This is a genomic window from Micromonospora sp. B11E3, assembly GCF_039871625.1.
Taxonomy (GTDB): domain Bacteria; phylum Actinomycetota; class Actinomycetes; order Mycobacteriales; family Micromonosporaceae; genus Micromonospora.
Genome location: NZ_JBDPMC010000042.1, coordinates 39,569 through 56,651 on the forward strand (window position 1 = coordinate 39,569; position 17,083 = coordinate 56,651).

Genomic DNA, 17,083 nt, shown 5'->3' on the forward strand with positions numbered 1-17,083 from the left:
CCCGACGACCGCTTCGTCCCCTCCTGCCGGGGTTACCCGCCCTCCCCGCGGCTAACCGGATCACCGCACCCAGCCCGGCGAGCGACCCGAGCGGCGTGCGGTCGGGCAGAGCGCCGTGGGCCACCCGTCAGCGCGCGTCTCGTGGCGTCCCGTGTCCCGGTCAGCGGCGGGTGCTGGGGCGGATCGCCCGCCCCGCGTCGACCGCGGGACGCGGACGGGGCAGGGCGGGGTCGGCCCGTCCGGTCAGCGTGCGCCACAGGAACTCCAGCATCAGCGCCGAGACGAAGGCACGCTGCTCGTTGTTGGAGGCGCCACCGTGCCCGCCTTCGACGTTCTCGTAGTACGACACGTCGTGGCCGTGCTCGCGCAGCCGGGCCGCCAGTTTGCGCGCGTGCCCCGGGTGTACGCGGTCGTCGCGGGTCGAGGTGACGATCAGGGCCGGCGGGTACGGCCGCCCGCCGCGGACGTTGTGGTACGGCGAGTACTCCCGCAGGTAGGCCCAGTCGGCCTCCCGGTCGGGGTCGCCGTACTCGGCCATCCACGAGGCGCCGGCCAGCAGCCGATGGTACCGGCGCATGTCCGTCAGCGGCACCCGGGCGACGACCGCCCCGAACAGCTCCGGACAGCGGGTCAGCATCACCGCCGTCAGCAGCCCGCCGTTGCTGCCGCCGACGATGCCCAGCCGCCCCGGCGTGGTGATCCCCCGGGTCACCAGGTCGGCCGAGACCGCCGCGAAGTCCTCGTACGCCCGGGGTCGGTTCTCCCGCAGGGCGGCGCGGTGCCACCTCGGGCCGTACTCGCCGCCGCCACGGATGTTCGCCACGGCGTACGTGCCGCCCCGGGCGAGCCACCCCCGACCGATGACCCCGTCGTAGTGCGGGAGCAGGCAGTGCTCGAACCCGCCGTACCCGGTCAGCAGCGTCGGCCCGCCGCCCGCGGCCGGATCCCCCACCACGAAGTACGGCACCCGCGTGCCGTCGGCGGAGGTGGCGAAGAACTGGCGTACGGTCAGGCCGTCCGCGTCGAAGAACGCGGGCTCCCGCTTGAGGGTCTCGACGGGGCCGCCGACCTGGCCGAGCCGCAGCGTGCCCGGCTGGAGGAACCCGTCCGAGGCGAGCAGGTACGCGTCGCCGTGGTCCGGGTCGGTCTCCAGGATTCGACTGTGGTCGAACTCCGGCGTCCCCGCCAGCGGCTCCCGGCGCCAACCGGTCTCGCCCGGCGTCAGCACCTCCAGCCGGCTGCGCACATCGGCAAGGGTGGCCAGGATCAGGTGATGGCGGGTCCAGGCGTGGTAGCTCAGCGCCGTGCGGTCGTCCGGGCGGAACAGCACCGTCAACTCCCGCACGCCGGCGAGGAACGCGTCGAACCGGGCCGCCAGCAGAGCGCCCGCGGGATGGGTCACCCCGCCGACCGCCCACGGCGAGCGCAGGCGGATCAGCAGCCACTCCCGGCGTACGTCCCACTGGGCGTCCTCGGGCACCGCGATCCGGATCCGCTCGCCCGCCTCGGTCAGCAGGTGCTCCTCCGTGCGGAAGAAGTCCAGGCGGCGGCCGACGAAGTCGCGCCGGAAACCGGGCGTCGGGTCGTGCCAGGCGTGCACCTCGACGTCGTCCGTCTGCCCCTCGTAGACGGTCTCGGCCTCGGACAGCGGCGTGCCCCGCCGCCACCGCTTGACGACGCGGGGATACCCGGAGGAGGTCAGCGAGCCGGGGCCGAAGTCGGTGCCGACGTAGACGTGGTCGGCGTCGATCCAGCGGACGTGGCTCTTCGCCTCGGCCAGCGTGAAACCGTCCCGGACGAAGGCGCGACGGGCCAGGTCGAACTCGCGCACCACCGCGGCGTCGGCGCCACCGCGGGACAGGCTGATCAGGCAGCGCCCGTGGCCGGGGCGCAGCACGGTCACCGCCTGCCAGACCCAGTTCTCGCCCTCCTCGGCGGCCAGTGCGTCGACGTCGAGCAGCACGTCCCACTCCGGCTCGCGGCGGCGGTACTGGTCGAGCGTCGTCCGCCGCCACAGCCCGCGCGGGTGGGCCGCGTCGGTCCAGAAGTCGTAGTAGTGGCCGTCCCCGTACCAGCGCGGAACAGGAATGCGGTCGTCGGCGTCGAGCACCCGCCGGATCTCGGCCCGCAGGCCGGCGAACGCCTCGCCGCCGCTCAGCGCGGCGACGGTCTCGGCGTTGCGCTCGCGCACCCAGCCGGCGGCGTCCGCGCCGTCGATGTCCTCCAGCCAGCGGTACGGGTCGTCGCCTCCGTTGAGTGTTGCCACCTGGCAACTATCCCCGACGGCCCGGCCGCAGGAATCCCCGAACGGTGTCGGCTTGGCGACCCTCCGTACCGGTCTCCGCCGTTCCGACGGCCGACCGGCGGGCCCGGACGGCGGAGCACCCGGCCAGGGCGTACCGGCGCGGGGCGCCGGAGGCGTGGCGGGCCTCCCGCACAGGCCCCTCGCCGTCCTGTCGCAAACTCGACAACGGATTCGGCCGCTCACCGCCCACACTCGCCCCTTCAGCGGGCCACAGTGGCTTTGACCTGGGTATATGTTTGAACCAGGCGGGCCGGCCCCGCAGGCTTGCCGGACAGCTGCCGTGACGGGCAGCGGTCACGGCAGGACCGCCGCCGGTCGACGCCCGCACCGCATGGCGACAGAGGGGAGAGCGCCATGGGGATCAGGAAGCGGAGCCGTGACCGCGGGCCGGCCGCCGCCGGCCCGACGCGTCGCCTCCGGACGAGCGGGCCCGAACCACGACCATGACCACCGAGCAGGCGCCCGGCTCTCCGCAGTGGGCGCAGATCCTGATCTCCGCGCTCGGGCTGCTCGGCGGCGCCGGCGGCCTGAGCGTGCTCGCCACCGTCCTCGTGCAACGACGCAAGCTGCGAGCGGACGCCGCCGGCGCGCTGACCGAGGTGGCACTGACGCTGGTGCAGCCGCTGCGGTCCCGGGTGGCCGAGCTGGAGGCCGAGGCCCTGGAGGTCAGGGAGCAGATGGCGGCGTCACAGCGCGAGATCCAACGCCTGCGCGCCACGGTCTGGGAGCTGACCCGGACACTCGAACGGTGGCGCGCCGCCATCATGGCACCGCACGCGACGGTGCAGCGGATCCGGCTCGCGGTCGCCGATGAGGACCGCCACCCCCACCCCCCGCGCGACCCCACCGGCCAGCATCCCGACGACGACAGGACGGACTGAGGCCCGACGGACGAGCGCTCCTCCGCCGGGCGATCCCCCGCAGACCCCGACACCCCGCACCGGGAGGGATCCATGAAAGCGTTCGCCACGAGGTACGGCAAGGCCATCGCGTCGGCCCTGTTCTTCGTCCTCACCGCCCTGTACGCCAAACTCTCCGGCGACAATCACCTCGACCCCGAGGAGTGGGTGGCCGTCGCGATCGCCGCCGTCAACGCCGTGGGCGTGTACCTGGTGCCGCTCGCCCCGGAGTACCCGTGGGCCAAGTCGGCCGTGGCCGCGCTGCTGGCCGTACTCCAGGTCCTCGCCACGGTGATCCTCGGCGGGCTCGACCCCGACGAGTGGATCCTGATCGTGCTGGCGGTACTGCAGGGGCTGGGCGTGGCCGCCGCGCCGGCGGTGTCGGACAACGGGGTCGCCGGCGACTCCCTCGTCGGAGGCCCGCGCCTGCCCCGATCCCCCAGCCCCGGCCAGCCCTGACCGCCCGGCTCGCCGGCAGGTCGGATCGGCCGGCGCGGGTGCCGCCCGCGCCGGCCGGTCCGGGTGCGACGGTGCTCAGCACCAGCCGTTGATCGGGCCCGAGCTGCCGGTCCACATGTAGGCGTCGGTGACCCAACTGCCGTCGGTCAGCCTGTTCCACAGCGAGGTGGTGCCCCACCGTCCGCTGTGCGTGGTGCCGTTGGCCGAGCAGGCGACCGTCACGGTGGCGCCGTCGGCGACCGAGCCGGCGATCGCGTAGCCCGTGCCGGGGCCGGTGCGCCGGTTGACGGATCCGCCGCCGTTGGAGTCGATGACGCCCTGGTTCAGCCCGAGCGCGCCGTAGTTGTACAGCGCCCCGCCGACGTTGACCCACGTGGAGCCGTGCAGCGCGTACCCCTGGTAGGTGCCGCTGCCCGGCATGATGACCCACTTGCCGAGGTTGTGGCCGCGCATCGGCACGTACACGTTGTTCTGCCGCAGGGCGAAGTGCACGTGCCGGCCGTTGGCCGCGCCGCCGCAGGTGACGTCGGTACCGGTGTCGCCGAGGTAGGCGCCCTCACCGACGCCGGCTCCGTTGACGTTGATGTTGTTCCACAGGTGGTAGTAGTCGGTGGCGTAGCCGCGGTCGTGGATGACCCGGATCCAGCCCCGGCACATCGTGTAGGCCGTGCCGCCGCGCGCGGCCAGCACCCGCTGGTCGCCGCCGGCGAGGTCGATGGAGCTCCACGGCGAGTCGCTGCCCGCCCAGCCGTGCGGGCCGCCGCTGAAGTACCACGACTGGCCCACGCCGTACGGCAGCCGCATGCCGGTGCGGTAGTCGCCGTTCGCGTACATCGGGCTGGGCGTGGTGAAGACGCCCCGCTCCTGCTGTGACACCACGGTGGACGGGGCGGCCTCGGCGAGACCGGCGAAGGCCCCCTCGCCGTCGAAGCCGACCCGCCAGCCGGCACGCTCGCGGTGGGCGACGAACACCCAGCCGGCCGGGTACATCCCCTCCTCGTGCGGGGCGAGGATGACGGCCGTACCGAAGGCCCACTGCTGGCCGTCCCGCCGGCTGATCGTGACGCGGGTGTCGTCCGCCTCGGCGGCCCGCAGCCGCGTGTCGGCGGCGTTCGCCGCCTGGTCGAGCAGCTTGGCGGTCACCGCCGCCGTGACGCCACCGGCGGACGGCGCCGGGGCGGGGGCCCCGCTCGGCGCCGCGACGGCGGTGGCGGGAACGGCCAGGACGAACGCCGCGGCCAGCGCCACGACGCAGGCCCGTCCGCGGGAATGACTCTTGGACACAGCCACCTCCAAGGGATAGATGATTATCCATAACAGGTGACGCAGCACAGTATCCGTAACGTCGACGTTTGTCCATGCGCTACCAGGCAGGCCGGACGATGCCCTCTCCGCCGCCACGGCGGATCACCAGTCGCGGTGGTGGCAGGCGCCGGCAGAGGCGGGGGCCGCTCCCCGCCAGAACCCGGTCAGGCCGGGCTGATGTGCGCCGCGAGGACGCGCCAGCCGCGCTCGCCGTCGTGGACCCACGTGCGCGTGTACCGCAGCCTCGCCGCGAACGACGAGCCGCCGAACGTTCCCTTCACCTCAGCCAGCAGGAACGTCGCCCCGGTCGTCCCCTCGGCGACCAGCGCCAGGTCCTCCTCGGCGAGGCTGTCGACGACCGACGTCCCGCTACGGTAGGCGTCCAGGTCGTCCTGCTTGGTGTACCGGGCACCGTCGGGGCCGATCGCGATCAGGTGGTCGTCGAGCAGGCGGTCGAGCGCCGCCACGTCCCCGGCCCGCTGCGCGGCCTGCAGGTGACGCTCGGCGACGAGCAGTTCGGCCTCGAGTTCGCTGTCCGGCATCCCGCCTCCTGATCACGCGCCGCACCCAGTCTGTCGCGTCGCCGTCTCCGGCGCTGTCACATCGCGCCGGTTCACCCGGCAAGACCCGGCCGGGCCGGCAACGTCACCGCACCGGACACGGCCCGGTGCGGTGATCCGCAGCGGCGCCAGGCCCGCCCCCGCGTGCCGGGCTGGTCGCGTTCTTCCTGGTCTCCTCGCTGGGCCTGGCCACCATCGGACTCGACCTGATCGGCATCGGCCCCACCCAGATCGCCGCCAGGCTCAGTGGCCAGCGCGACGGGGCGGCGCTGCTCGCCGCGTACGCCACCGACATCGGGATCTGGCTCATCAGCCTGCTCGTCATCGGCCTGATGATCCTCGGCTTCCGGGCGTACCGGTCGGCCGAGACCCGACGCGTCGTCGCGGTCCTGTGGGACCTGGGCACCTTCTGGCCGCGCACCGTCCATCCGTTCGCGCCGCCCTGCTACGCCGCCCGCGCCGTACCCGAGCTGGCCAAGCGGGTGTCCGCCCTCGCCGCGCACGGGCCGGTGGTCATCTCCGGGCACAGCCACGGCTCGGTCCTGGCCGCGGCCACCGTCCTGCAACTGCCGCGGGCCGTCCTGCCCAGGGTGGCGCTGCTGACCCACGGCTGCCCGCTGCACCGCGTCTATGCCCGCCTCTACCCCGCCTACCTCGGCCAACCGACGCTGTGCGACCTGGGCGAACGGCTCGACTGGCGGTGGCGCAACCTCTGGCCGGCACACCGACCCGATCGGCGGCCCCGTCTTCGGCCACGACCCGGCCGAGTGGTCGTCGCGCGGCGCGCCGGCGGCCGCTTCGGTCGACGTACGGCTCCGCGACCCCCGCGCCGTCACCATCGACCCGGCGGACACGGTGCCGCCGCCGGTCGAGCGCCACTGGCCGTACCACACGGATCCGCAGTACCAGGCGGCCGTCCAGGAACTGGTCGACCGGACCCGCTGACCGCGACCGGCCGGGCGCGGTCAGCGGGGCGCGGTCAGCGGGGCACGACGGTCAGCCGGCGAGCACCCGGTGCAGGCGGCGCGCCTCCGTCACCACCCGGCCCGTCCCGCCCCGCCCGGCCGCCTCGGCCAGCCCCGCCACGTCCAACCGGACGCCCGTGCTCGTCGCCGTCTCCGTGGCCAGGGTCAACAGGTCCGGCAGACCCCGCGGTGGCGTGCCGGCGGCGAGCATCGGCGGCAGCGCAGCGGCCAGCAACCGCCACACGCTCAGCGGCGCGCCGGCCGCAGCCGCGTCCCGCAGCGGCTCGATCGCCCGGGACAGCTTCACCGACTGCCCGGCCACCAGCCGGCCCAGGTGCCCGCCCACGCCGGCGGCGTCGAGCCGGCCGGCCGCGGCGAGCCCGAGCAGGGCGTCGAGCGCGGCGACGCGGTCGTGACCGTGGCGGGCGCCGAGACCGTAGGCGAGCGCGAGGTCGAGGGCCGGCCCGCCGGGGCCGGCGGACTCGGCGAGCAGGGGCAGCACCGCCGCGCCGTCACGCTGGTCCATGTCGGCGGTGGCGGCCACCCCCGGCAGCGCGTACGCGGCCACCACGCCCGGGTGGCCGGGCAGCACCGACGGCCACAGCCGCGCCCAGCCGGAGTATCCGACCCCGATCGGCGCCGGTTCGACGGTCAACAGGCCGTGCCGGTCGTCGTACCCGGCGGGCGGCCGCAGTTCCACCACGACGCGCTGCGCCGGCAGGCTGTCGTACTCCCAGTCGTACCCGCTCCGGCGGGCCCGGCGTTCGACGGTCGTCACCCGGGCGACCGGCTGCGGGAACCCGCCGGCGCGCAGCCAGGCGGCCAGGCGGTCGCCGGCCGGCGTACCGAGCGCCTCGGCCTTGCCGGCCACCGCCTCGTCCGCGTCGGCGGGCAGGCGCAGCAGCGCCTGGCTGAGGTCCCAGTGCCAGGGCGCCGTGTCGCCGAGCGCGGCGAGCCGCTCCACCAGCGCGAGCGGGTCGAGCCCGCCGTCGGCCGAGGTGGGCGCGGCGAGCAGGCCGGGACGGCCCGGGACGCCGAGGTGGTGGCCGATCTCGGCGAGCCGAGCCCGCAGCAGCCGGTGCGGTGCCGGCACCCGGGGGTCGGTGGTGGCCAGCGCCGGTTCCGCCGCCGGGCGGGCGGTGCGCCGGACGGCGGCGAGCAGCGCGCTCCACCGGCCGCGTCGCGCCGGGTTCTGCATCCCGACGGTGGCCGCGACCAGGTCGACCACGTCGCCGCACAGGCAGCACGGGTCGTAGTGGTGCTCGCCGTGCCAGGACCAGTGCCGGCGGTCGACGACCGCGCCGAGCGCGTCGCGCACCCGCGGACCGTCGCTCGCCGCGAGCCGGACCAGCCCGTCGAGGATGCGCTCCAGCGGCTCGCCGTTCCACGGCGAGCCGAACAGCGCGGCGACCTCCTCGGCGAGCTCGTCGGCCCGGTCCGGGTGCCGGCGGGCCAGCCGGTCCAGCCAGGTGAGCTGGCCGCGCACCAGGGCCTTGTCGGGCCGCAGCAGCACCTCGCGGGACGCGGGGACGATAGGAGACCCCTCCGACATGCCACGGAGCGACGGTGGCGGCAGGGCGGACGCCTGGGGCGCGGGCGGAACTCTTCGACGCCCACGCCAACACCTGGCCGTGAGTCCGGGGCACCCACCGCGACGCGACAGCACGGCGGGGCCGGCCCTCGACGGAGAGCCGGCCCCGGTCTCGCGCGACGGTGGTCAGTAGCGGGACCACTTCTGGTTCGCGCCGCCCGTGCAGTCCCACAACTGCAGCTTGCCGCCGTTGGTGGCAACCCAGTCCCGCACGTCGACGCACCGGTTGGCGTTGAGGTTCACCAGGTCACCCGCGGCGTTGAGGGTGAAGCGCTGCGCCGGGTTGCCGTTGCAGGTGACGAGGTTGACCTCCGTGCCGTTGGCGGTACCGGCCCAGGCCGGATCCATGCACTTGCCCATCGCCCGGATCGTGCCGTCGGAGGCGAACGTCCACGCCTGCGCGGCGGTGGTGTTGCAGTCCCAGATCTGCAGCTTCGCGCCGTCCACGGGGTTCGCGCCGGGGATGTCGATGCAACGGCCGCTGTGCGCTCCCCGCAGCCGGGTCGTGGTGCCGGGATCGCCGCCGGAGGTGTAGCCGGAGACCCGGACGTAGTCGACCAGCATCTGCTGCGGGAACTGGGTGGTGGCGTCGGGGTAGCCGGGCCAGTAGCCGCCGACGGCCACGTTGAGGATCATGAAGAACGGGTGGTCGAACACCCACCGGTTGCCGCCGAGCCGGCCCGGATCCACCCGGAAGTACTCGACGCCGTCGAGGAACCAGATGATCGAGTTCGGCTCCCAGTCCACCCGGTAGGTGTGGAAGCCGTCCGCGAGCGGGGCGCCGATCGTACGGCTGCCGCCGATGCCGCCCGCGCCGGAGTAGCCCGGGCCGTGGATGGTGCCGTGGACGGTGTTCGGCTCGCGGCCGATGTTCTCCATGATGTCGATCTCACCCGAGTTGGGCCAGCCGACGCTGCCGATGTCGTTGCCGAGCATCCAGAACGCCGGCCAGATGCCCTGCCCGCGGGGGATCTTGATGCGGGCCTCGAAGCGACCGTACGCCTGGGTGAACGTCGCGGCCGTCAACAGCCGCGCCGAGGTGTACTCGCACCGGCCGTAGTGGCACTGGTAGTTGTTCGGGTTCTCCCGGCGCGCCGTGATGACCAGGTTGCCCTGGCCGTCGTGCACGGCGTTGCTCGTGCTGTTGGTGTAGTACTGCAACTCGTTGTTGCCCCAGCCGTGGCCGCCGATGTCGAACCGCCACCTGCCCTGGTCCACGGGCGTGCCGGCGGGCGCGTTGAACTCGTCCTGCCAGGTGATGCCGCCGATCGCCGCCTGGGCCGGGTCGGCCCGCCCGGGCCCGACCAGGGCGACGGTGAGGGTGACCAGCGTGATCGCGGCCAGGGCGAGCGCACGGCGGAGGGGTCTTGTTCCGTTCATCGGGTCTCCTTGCGCGAGGGGTGGGGGCGGCGCCGGGGCCGGCCATCGACGCAGAGAGCGCTCTCTTAGCGAAGTGTGTCGATATTACGGGAATCTGTCAAGACTGTTACCAGTTCACCCCATGCACGTCGGGGCGCCGGCGGCCGAACCGCCGGCGCCCCGACCCGGGACCGGGCGGGTCAGCCGTCCAGCCGCCGGACCATGTTCATGATCGTCTCCACCTGCGCGCCACCCTTGATCGGGTAGTTGGTCGCACCGAGGTAGCCCCACCAGTCCCAGCACCCGTTCGGGTTCACACCGGACGAGATGGCCTGCGGGTAGAGGACGATCAGGTTGTTGGTGTCGGCGTACTGGTTGAGGTTGGCCCGGTCGACGAAGGCCGTGCCGACCCTCGCGTACCCCTGGGCGCAGCCGTGCAGCGCGACCAGCAGCCGGCACGACTGCCCGGCGGCGCAGGCCGACGGCACGTACGCGAAGCCGCTGGCGTCCATGCTCAGGCCGTTGGCGAAGCCGTTCACCGCGAACGTGTTCTGGCTGAACCTGATCAGCGTGCCGCCGAGCGGGCCGGTGTTGGGCGCCCGCACGCTGCCGAGCAGCTTGCCCAGGAACGCCCCCTGCGGGTCGGTGCCGCAGTCGTTGAGGAACGGCGACGCGGTCGCGGTGCAGCCGGCCGTGCCGTACGGCGTGACCCAGGCGTGGCCGGCGGAGCCGGCGCTGTCGTACCGGACGCTGGCGCCGAAGCGCTGGTAGTAGCTGACCAGGTCGTCGGTGACCGACTTCTTCACGACGGTGTCGCTGTTGCCGTGGTAGACGTACACGGGCTGGCCGGACAGGTTCCCGACGCCGTCGATCCAGCCGTACGACGCCCAGGTGCGGGTGTATGCCTCCAGGTTCGACACGTACGTCGGGTAGATGTTGTCGCCGCAGGCGTACAGCGCCTGGCTGACGGTGTTCTGCGCGCAGTAGTACGGCCCGGCGGCGAAGACCGCGGCACCCCGGACGCGCGCGGAGTAGGCGACCTGGAGCTGGGTCGCCATGTAGCCGCCGGAGGAGACCCCGGCGACGTAGACGCTGGACACGTTGTACGTGCCGAGCGATCCGGAGACCGGCGTCTTCGTGTACGGCGTGCCGGCGGCGTGGGCCGCGGCGCCCGACGACACGACCACCGCCAGCGCCACCGCGACGGCGGCGACGGCTCTCGACAGTGCCCGCATGGCATCCTCCCGTCCACGTCGGCGACCGCGCCGACGCGCGACGACGCTACCGTGACATAGACCACAGCAGATATCCGTGGAATCGACACCTACGGCCCGGCCGGCGTGGCGGCGACAACCACCCCGACCGGCGCGGGCGCCGCGCGACACCGGCGGGCGGCCGAGCCGGGCTCGGCGCCCGTCGGTGTCGGTCGTCAGCTGGAGATGTTCCGTACAGTGTTGTACAGGCTCGCGCCTTCTCGGGTATCGGTGGTGGCAACCCACGAAAATCGCCGACGGCCCGCTCACCGGGCAGGCGCCACCGGCGGATTCCTGAATTCATCCGAGCGGAGCCTGTCCGCACAGGGCTGCGGTTGACGCCGAGCCCCGCCCGCCCCGCGCCATACGTGCCGGTCCGCGTGTCCTGGACCGCGGATCCCGATGCTGCCATCCCTGCCTCGTGGTGCACACCTCGGGACAGCTCCCGCTCCGGGCCGGCCGGCTGCTTCAACGGGGCAAGTTCGGCCGGGAAGTGACGCTGAAGAGTGCCACAGTTTGGAGAGGATCCGTGGGGGAAAGCCCGGCGCGGCGATCCTCGGCGGCATGCAGGTCAGCAAGCGCGGGGCCTCTCGAACCGGGTGATACCCGGCAAATGTCGTCGGATGCCCAGGCAAACGACATGCCGGTCCCGACCAGAGGCGGGATCTGTGGCTCTGTGATCGGTTGAGGTTGGAGCGCGGTACCAGGAAGACAAGTGCCAGGAGGCGACTGGAGATGCGAGCGCTGGTTTATCACGGTTCGGGCCGCAAGAGCTGGGACGAAGTCCCGGACCCGACAATTCAGCAGGACACCGATGCCATCGTCCGGGTGGACGCGTCAACCATCTGTGGCACCGATATGCACATCCTCAAGGGGGACGTGCCGACGGTCACGGAGGGGCGGGTCCTGGGCCACGAGGCCGTCGGCACCGTGGTCGAGGTCGGCGCCGGTGTGAAGAACGTGAGCGTGGGTGACCGGATCCTCGTGTCCTGCATCACCGCCTGTGGCCGCTGCCGGTTCTGCCGTGGCAGCCGCTACGGGCAGTGCGTGGGTGGGGGTGGTTGGATCCTTGGCCACCGCGTCGACGGAACCCAGGCCGAGTACGTACGGGTGCCGTTCGCCGACAACTCGACCTATCACCTGCCGGCCGGGGTCAGCGACGAACAGGCCCTCATGCTCGCGGACATCCTCCCGACCGGGTACGAGGTCGGCGCGCTCAACGGTGCCGTCCGTCCGGCTGACACCGTTGCGGTCGTCGGGGCCGGCCCGATCGGACTGGCCGCGATTATCGGTGCGAAGCTCTTCACGCCGAGCCATGTGGTCGCAATCGATCGCGCCTCCGAACGGCTCGAGGCGGCCAAGCAGTTCGGCGTGGACGTGGTGGTCAACAGCAGCGGCGAGGACCCGGTCGCTGAGCTGATGCGGCTCACGGACGGGCTCGGCGCAGACGTCGCCATCGAGGCGGTCGGGATCCCCGAGACGTTCGAGCTGTGTACCCGCCTGGTACGTCCCGGTGGACGGCTGGCCAACATCGGCGTGCACGGCAAGCCGGCGACACTGCACCTGGAAGAACTCTGGAACAGGGACATCACGATCACGACCGGCCTGGTCGACACGTACTCGACCCCTACGCTGCTCAAGCTGGTCTCCACGAACCAGATCGACTCGGCCCGGCTCATCACCCACCGCTTCGCGCTCGGCGAGTTCATGCAGGCCTACGACGTCTTCGCGCGGGCCAGCGAAACCGGCGCGCTCAAGGTCGTCCTCAGCCGTTGACGTTCTCTCCGCCCTAGCTGCGACGTGCAGTGGCCACGAGGTCTCCGGTCTGAAGTTCTTCTTGGTCGATGAACTACCTACCGGAGACCTCTTCACTTACCGATCAACGACACACCACAGCCGCACCCACCAGCGCACCCACCTTTGAAACGCGGCCTAGCCCGCTGTCGCGCTCGCGTGGCCCACCGTTCCGGGAATGCTATGCAGCTCGATCCGGCCGGTCGAGCCGGACGGTGCAGTCAGCGCGGCGGTTTTCCCGGGACACCCCCCGGTTCGGGTGATATCGGCTGGTCAGGGTCAACGACATTCCTTCGCCTGGCTTTGTTTCCGCTCCCGACCGGCTCCGGAGAGCCAGCGTCCCCGGGTCGGGCGGGCGCCCGTACTATTCGGTGCAGTCGACGACCAGGGGGTCGAACTCCGTCACGCTGCCGCCCCAGGCGCGGCTCGTTCGTGGAGAGGTCGGAGTCATGCGTCTTCATGTGGGATGCCCGATGTGGGCGCACAAGTCCTGGCAGGGCCGTCTTCTGGCGCACCCGCTCCCCGCTCACGAGCGCCTGCGGCACTACGCCGGCTGGTGCAACGCCGTCGAGGGCAACACCACCTTCTACGCCACTCCGCCCAGGGAAACCGTGGCGTCGTGGGCGCAGCAGACCGACCCCGACTTCCGGTTCGTGATCAAGCTGCCGAAGCCCGTCACGCACGAGCGTCGCCTCACCGACGTCGACGAGCCGCTGCGCGTCTTCCTGGACGCGATCGAGCCCCTCGGCCCGCGGGCCCACGCCCTGTGGATCCAACTGCCGGGATCGTTCGCCCCCTCCGACGTGCCCACGCTGGCCCGCTTCCTGCGCCGGCTGCCGGAGTCCCACCGGTACGCCGTGGAGGTCCGCCATCCCGCGTTCTTCGACGACCCCCGCTCGGCGCGACTCCTGGAGGGCGTGCTCTCCGCCGTGGCCGCCGAGTGGGTGCCGTTCGACACCACCGCGTTCTTCCGGACCCCGCCGACCAGCGACGCGGAACGCGACGCCTGGATCAAGAAGCCACGCCTGCCCCGGCGATCCGTCGCGCTGACCGACCGGCCGCTCGTCCGCTACCTCGGCCGCGACGACACCGCGCTGACCGTCGGGGGCTGGCAGCACTGGGTCGACGTCGTCGCCGGGTGGCTGCGCGAGGGACGCTCGCCGACCGTGTTCATCCATACCCCGGACAACGCCGACGCGCCGGTGCTCGCCCGCCGCTTCCACGACGAGGTACGGGCCCGCGTACCCGGAGTCGAGCCGCTGCCCGAGCCGATCCCGGCCGAGCCCCTGACCCTCTTCTGACCCTCGTCGCCTGTCCGGGAATCCGCCGGACAACACGGAAGGTAGGACACCAACCGTTCCAGGGCGCGCGGGCAAGCGCCGCCCGACGAAGAGGGCATTCGAAGTGGCTGATGGCCCTGGAAATGCTCGACGAACTGGCAGGCTGGGGCCTGCGTCCTCCGCTGCTGACCGCCGATGCCGGCTACGGCCAGGTCGCCGAGTTCCGTCAGGGCCTGACCGAACGCGGCATCCCCTACATCGTGGCGACCACGTCGTCCACCACCGCTCAACCCGGCGACGCCCAACCCGTCGAGGTCCCCTACGCCGGCGTCGGCAAGTACCCCACACCGAAGTACCCGCAGCCGGCCCGCAGCCTGAAGGACCTCGCCCTCGCCCACGGCGCCGACGCGGCACACCTGGTGCGCTGGCGTGCCCGGCTACCCACACCCGACCGCACCCCGCCCGGCCCGCCGGTGAACTGTCCAGGCACTTCTTCGCCCTGCGGGTGCGTCCCGCCGGCCGGGTGATACGCCACGGACCCCACCGCGGCGACGACGGTGTCCTGCCCGACTGCTGGCTGCTCGTGCAGTGGCCTCCCGGCCAGGACGAACCCAGCGACTACTGGCTGTCCGACCTACCCGCCGACACGCCCTTGACCGAGCTGGTACGCCTGACCAAGAGCCGCTGGCGAGTCGAGCACGACTACCGCGAACTCAAAACCGCCCTCGGACTGGACCACTTCGAAGGACGATCCTGGATCGGCTGGCACCGCCACGTCACCCTCGCCGCAGCCGCCCAACTGTTCCTCACCCAACTACGGCTGACACGCCCAAAAGCAGCGGGGCGCTCCCGATCGAAGGACCTTCTGCCGAGCGGCGCCGTCGTCGCCGCTGCCAGCGGCATCATGGCGTCACAGGCTGGTGACCACCGCCAGTCCGTCGCGAGTTGGTCAGCGGGGGTGTGCAACGTGCAGGGTGTGGCTGTCGCGCCGGTGGATGTCGGCGCAGTGATGCCAGGTCCGGCGGAGCGTGTTTGAGACCATGACTAGCACCCAGGCAGCGGTCGTGGTCGGCGCGGACGGCTCTGACAATGCACTCCGCGCCGTACGCTACGCTGCCCGGGAAGCCGCCCGGGGACACCGGCCCCTGCGCATCGTGCACGCCTTCATCTGGCCCCTGTTCCACGTGCCCCTCGGCCGCCCCGACACCGGGCCGCCCGAGGCCGGCCTAAGCAACCAGGCCCAACACATCGCCGACCAAGCCGCTGACACCGCGACGACAGCAGAGCCTGGCATCGACGTCACCCGCGCCGTCGTTACCGGCACTCCCGCTCAGGTGCTCACCGCCGAGTCCCGCGCCGCCGCCATGATCGTCGTCGGCGACCGCGGCCTCGGCGGCTTCACTGGCCTGCTCGTCGGGTCCGTCGCAGTCCAGACCACCACCCATGCCGCCTGCCCCGTCCTCGTCGTCAAAGGCGCCACCGATCGCACCGGCCCTGTTGTCGTCGGCGTCGACGGCTCCAGCCGCAGCCAACAGGCCATCGACTACGCCTTTGCCGCAGCAGCCTCGCGCCAGGCATCCCTGCGCGCCGTACACGCCCGGCAACCAGGCGGTTACATCGGCGACGAGCGGCACCGCGATGCCGAACCTCGCATTCTCACCGAATCCCTAGTGCTGTGTCCACTAACGTTCACCGGATTCCCGGTGGGTTGTTGTGGATCCTCGCTTGTTGGGCGAGCGACTCCCCACCGGTTGGTGGGGCGGGCCACAGCGGGCCATCTTGATCCTCGCGCCGCGCTGGGGTGGGCGGCGGGGGTCACGTCGGGACCGGCTGGTGCCGGGGAGGTGCCGGCCGGCTCGACGGTGCGTGACCACCCCGGGTAGCACCACGGTTGTGGGGGTGGTGGGTCCGCCGCCCGGGGTGCGGGTGGCGATGCTGGCCGCGGCGATGAGGTCGCGGTGGCCGGAGAACTGGCAGTGCGGGCAGGTCAGGGTCCGCCCACGCGGCTTCGGCACACGCCGGCGGCAGGTGGGGCAGGTGGAGGAGGTGCCACGCTCGTCGACGAGGTGGACGGTGATGCCGGCGAGGGTGGCCTTGTCGGTCAGGATCTGCAACAGTCGGCCGATCTGCCACTGCCGCAGCCGCAGGTTGTGCCGCCGTCCGGCTGGTAGGTTGAGGACGCCGCGGGGGTCGCCGACGTGCAGTACGCCGATCCGTTGGTCGACGGCCCAGGTGACGACGGTGCGGGCGGCTTCGTGTTGGGCTTGGCGCACCCGCCGCCGGTGCCTGCCCTCCACCCGGCGTGCCCGGGCGCGGTATTGGCGCCACCGCCGTGACCCGCGCTGGCCGGGTTTCGGTGCCCGGTGGGCGACGGCACGGTGGCGGGCTTTGGTGTCGGCCAGGTGCATGCGGTGCTCGGCGCGGATCGCCCGCCCTGACACCAACAGCGCCGCGCCGCCGGGGCCGGCAACGGCGTACGGGTGGATGACACCGACGTCCACGCCCGCCACCCGGCCCGGGTCTGGCCCCTCACCCGCCGGGTACACCGTGATCGGGACTTCGGCGGTGACGTCGAGGAACAGTTGGCCGGCCTCGCACAGCAGGGTGATCGAGCGGACCTGCTCCACCGGATACGGCACTTCCCGGGCCAGGCGCACCCACAACGCCGGGGTGCCCTTCGCGGTGGGGATGCGCAGCCGCCGGTCGTCGAGGGTGAACGTGCCGTGGTACCAGCGCACCGGCACCAACCCCCGCCGCCGGCGCGGGAACCGCGCCGACGCGTCTCCCGCCTTGCGGCGTTTCGCCGCCGCGAACCACGCGTCGGAGAACCGCCGCAACACCGACCGCGCCCCGGTCGAGTCCAACTCGGCGAACGTGCCCGGCCCGGAGGCTGACAACTCGCGGCACAACTCCTGATAACCCGCCAGCGGCGGGTGTTGACGGCGACGTCGCCACGCGTTGATCTCCACCACGCACGCCCACACGTCACCGGCCGAACGCAGCAGCCCGAAACACCGCCGCCGCTGCCCCGCCGTCACCCGCAGCGCGACACGAGCGGTGCGATGCACCACCCGGGGCGCATCCGGATCCCGACGACGAGGCACAACCAGCACCCAACACCACCGGTACGACATTTTTCACCGCCGGCGAACCCGGCAAACGTTTGTGGACACAGCACTAGCTTGTTTTTTAACCTTCGGCTCTCTGGCCTGATGTTTCGCGCTGTCGTGGGTGGACACGAAGACGGCCTTCGGTGATCATGTCGTCTCGCCAAAGAAGAACATGACTCACAACCGAAGGCCGTGATGAGCAG

General features: G+C 72.4%; 14 protein-coding genes and 1 pseudogene. 6 read left to right on the plus strand and 9 right to left on the minus strand.

Features of this window, described 5'->3' with window-relative positions:
* Window positions 1-160: 160 nt before the first annotated feature.
* Complete coding sequence (locus tag ABGB16_RS20800) at window positions 161-2,266, minus strand: prolyl oligopeptidase family serine peptidase (RefSeq protein ID WP_347669757.1); 2,106 nt, start codon at window positions 2,264-2,266, stop codon at window positions 161-163.
* 482 nt (window positions 2,267-2,748) lie between these two features.
* Here ABGB16_RS20800 and ABGB16_RS20805 point away from each other — a divergent pair, with 482 nt between their 5' ends.
* Window positions 2,749-3,186: a hypothetical protein gene (locus ABGB16_RS20805; protein ID WP_347669758.1), complete on the plus strand. Its 438-nt coding sequence runs from the start codon at window positions 2,749-2,751 to the stop codon at window positions 3,184-3,186.
* A gap of 72 nt (window positions 3,187-3,258) precedes the next feature.
* Complete coding sequence (locus ABGB16_RS20810) at window positions 3,259-3,663, plus strand: hypothetical protein (RefSeq protein ID WP_347669759.1); 405 nt, start codon at window positions 3,259-3,261, stop codon at window positions 3,661-3,663.
* A gap of 75 nt (window positions 3,664-3,738) precedes the next feature.
* Here the strand turns inward: ABGB16_RS20810 and ABGB16_RS20815 are convergent, their stop codons facing one another.
* The 3 genes from ABGB16_RS20815 to ABGB16_RS20825 all read right to left on the minus strand — a co-directional run bounded on the left by ABGB16_RS20815 (window position 3,739) and on the right by ABGB16_RS20825 (window position 6,061).
* A complete protein-coding gene (locus ABGB16_RS20815) occupies window positions 3,739-4,947 on the minus strand; it encodes a peptidase M23 (protein ID WP_347669760.1) in 1,209 nt (402 codons plus the stop codon).
* A gap of 185 nt (window positions 4,948-5,132) precedes the next feature.
* On the minus strand, window positions 5,133-5,510 hold the full coding sequence (locus ABGB16_RS20820; protein WP_347669761.1) for a nuclear transport factor 2 family protein: 378 nt from the start codon (window positions 5,508-5,510) through the stop codon (window positions 5,133-5,135).
* Window positions 5,511-5,581: 71 nt separating this feature from the next.
* A complete protein-coding gene (locus ABGB16_RS20825; RefSeq protein WP_347669762.1) occupies window positions 5,582-6,061 on the minus strand; it encodes a hypothetical protein in 480 nt (159 codons plus the stop codon).
* A 97-nt stretch (window positions 6,062-6,158) separates the two neighbouring features.
* On the opposite strand from ABGB16_RS20825, the gene ABGB16_RS20830 reads away from it, so the two are divergent.
* Window positions 6,159-6,473, plus strand: a complete 315-nt coding sequence (locus ABGB16_RS20830) for a hypothetical protein (RefSeq protein WP_347669763.1) — start codon at window positions 6,159-6,161, stop codon at window positions 6,471-6,473.
* 51 nt (window positions 6,474-6,524) lie between these two features.
* On the opposite strand, the gene ABGB16_RS20835 is transcribed toward ABGB16_RS20830, so the two are convergent.
* The 3 genes from ABGB16_RS20835 to ABGB16_RS20845 all read right to left on the minus strand — a co-directional run bounded on the left by ABGB16_RS20835 (window position 6,525) and on the right by ABGB16_RS20845 (window position 10,678).
* Window positions 6,525-8,045, minus strand: coding sequence for a hypothetical protein (locus ABGB16_RS20835; protein ID WP_347669764.1), 1,521 nt, complete (start codon window positions 8,043-8,045; stop codon window positions 6,525-6,527).
* Between the two features lie 165 nt (window positions 8,046-8,210).
* On the minus strand, window positions 8,211-9,464 hold the full coding sequence (locus tag ABGB16_RS20840) for a family 16 glycosylhydrolase (RefSeq protein WP_347669765.1): 1,254 nt from the start codon (window positions 9,462-9,464) through the stop codon (window positions 8,211-8,213).
* 179 nt (window positions 9,465-9,643) lie between these two features.
* Window positions 9,644-10,678 carry a PHB depolymerase family esterase gene (locus ABGB16_RS20845; RefSeq protein ID WP_347669766.1) on the minus strand — a complete coding sequence of 345 codons (1,035 nt, stop codon included), beginning with the start codon at window positions 10,676-10,678 and terminating at the stop codon, window positions 9,644-9,646.
* A 708-nt stretch (window positions 10,679-11,386) separates the two neighbouring features.
* Between ABGB16_RS20845 and ABGB16_RS20850 the strand changes: the two genes are divergently transcribed.
* The 3 genes and pseudogenes from ABGB16_RS20850 to ABGB16_RS20860 all read left to right on the plus strand — a co-directional run.
* The gene (locus tag ABGB16_RS20850; RefSeq protein WP_347669767.1) at window positions 11,387-12,472 is read left to right on the plus strand and encodes a zinc-dependent alcohol dehydrogenase family protein; all 1,086 of its coding nucleotides are present in this window, start codon (window positions 11,387-11,389) and stop codon (window positions 12,470-12,472) included.
* A 491-nt stretch (window positions 12,473-12,963) separates the two neighbouring features.
* Entirely contained in the window at window positions 12,964-13,791 is an 828-nt protein-coding gene (locus ABGB16_RS20855; protein WP_347669771.1) for a DUF72 domain-containing protein, read from the plus strand.
* Between the two features lie 101 nt (window positions 13,792-13,892).
* Window positions 13,893-14,620: pseudogene (locus tag ABGB16_RS20860) on the plus strand (transposase); the annotation flags it as partial.
* Window positions 14,621-14,996: 376 nt separating this feature from the next.
* On the opposite strand, the gene ABGB16_RS20865 reads toward ABGB16_RS20860, so the two are convergent.
* Window positions 14,997-15,404 carry a hypothetical protein gene (locus ABGB16_RS20865; protein ID WP_347669768.1) on the minus strand — a complete coding sequence of 136 codons (408 nt, stop codon included), beginning with the start codon at window positions 15,402-15,404 and terminating at the stop codon, window positions 14,997-14,999.
* Between the two features lie 48 nt (window positions 15,405-15,452).
* Complete coding sequence (locus ABGB16_RS20870) at window positions 15,453-16,841, minus strand: transposase (protein WP_347669769.1); 1,389 nt, start codon at window positions 16,839-16,841, stop codon at window positions 15,453-15,455.
* Window positions 16,842-17,083 lie beyond the last annotated feature (242 nt).

What these genes read in the sequence shown, in the direction of transcription:
- ABGB16_RS20805 (WP_347669758.1), top strand. Translation starts at nt 2,749, where the DNA reads ATGACCACCGAGCAGGCGCCCGGCTCTCCGCAGTGGGCGCAGATCCTG.
- ABGB16_RS20810 (WP_347669759.1), top strand. Translation starts at nt 3,259, where the DNA reads ATGAAAGCGTTCGCCACGAGGTACGGCAAGGCCATCGCGTCGGCCCTG.
- ABGB16_RS20820 (WP_347669761.1), bottom strand. Translation starts at nt 5,510, where the DNA reads ATGCCGGACAGCGAACTCGAGGCCGAACTGCTCGTCGCCGAGCGTCAC.
- ABGB16_RS20830 (WP_347669763.1), top strand. Translation starts at nt 6,159, where the DNA reads ATGCCCGCCTCTACCCCGCCTACCTCGGCCAACCGACGCTGTGCGACC.
- ABGB16_RS20835 (WP_347669764.1), bottom strand. Translation starts at nt 8,045, where the DNA reads ATGTCGGAGGGGTCTCCTATCGTCCCCGCGTCCCGCGAGGTGCTGCTG.
- ABGB16_RS20840 (WP_347669765.1), bottom strand. Translation starts at nt 9,464, where the DNA reads ATGAACGGAACAAGACCCCTCCGCCGTGCGCTCGCCCTGGCCGCGATC.
- ABGB16_RS20845 (WP_347669766.1), bottom strand. Translation starts at nt 10,678, where the DNA reads ATGCGGGCACTGTCGAGAGCCGTCGCCGCCGTCGCGGTGGCGCTGGCG.
- ABGB16_RS20855 (WP_347669771.1), top strand. Translation starts at nt 12,964, where the DNA reads ATGTGGGCGCACAAGTCCTGGCAGGGCCGTCTTCTGGCGCACCCGCTC.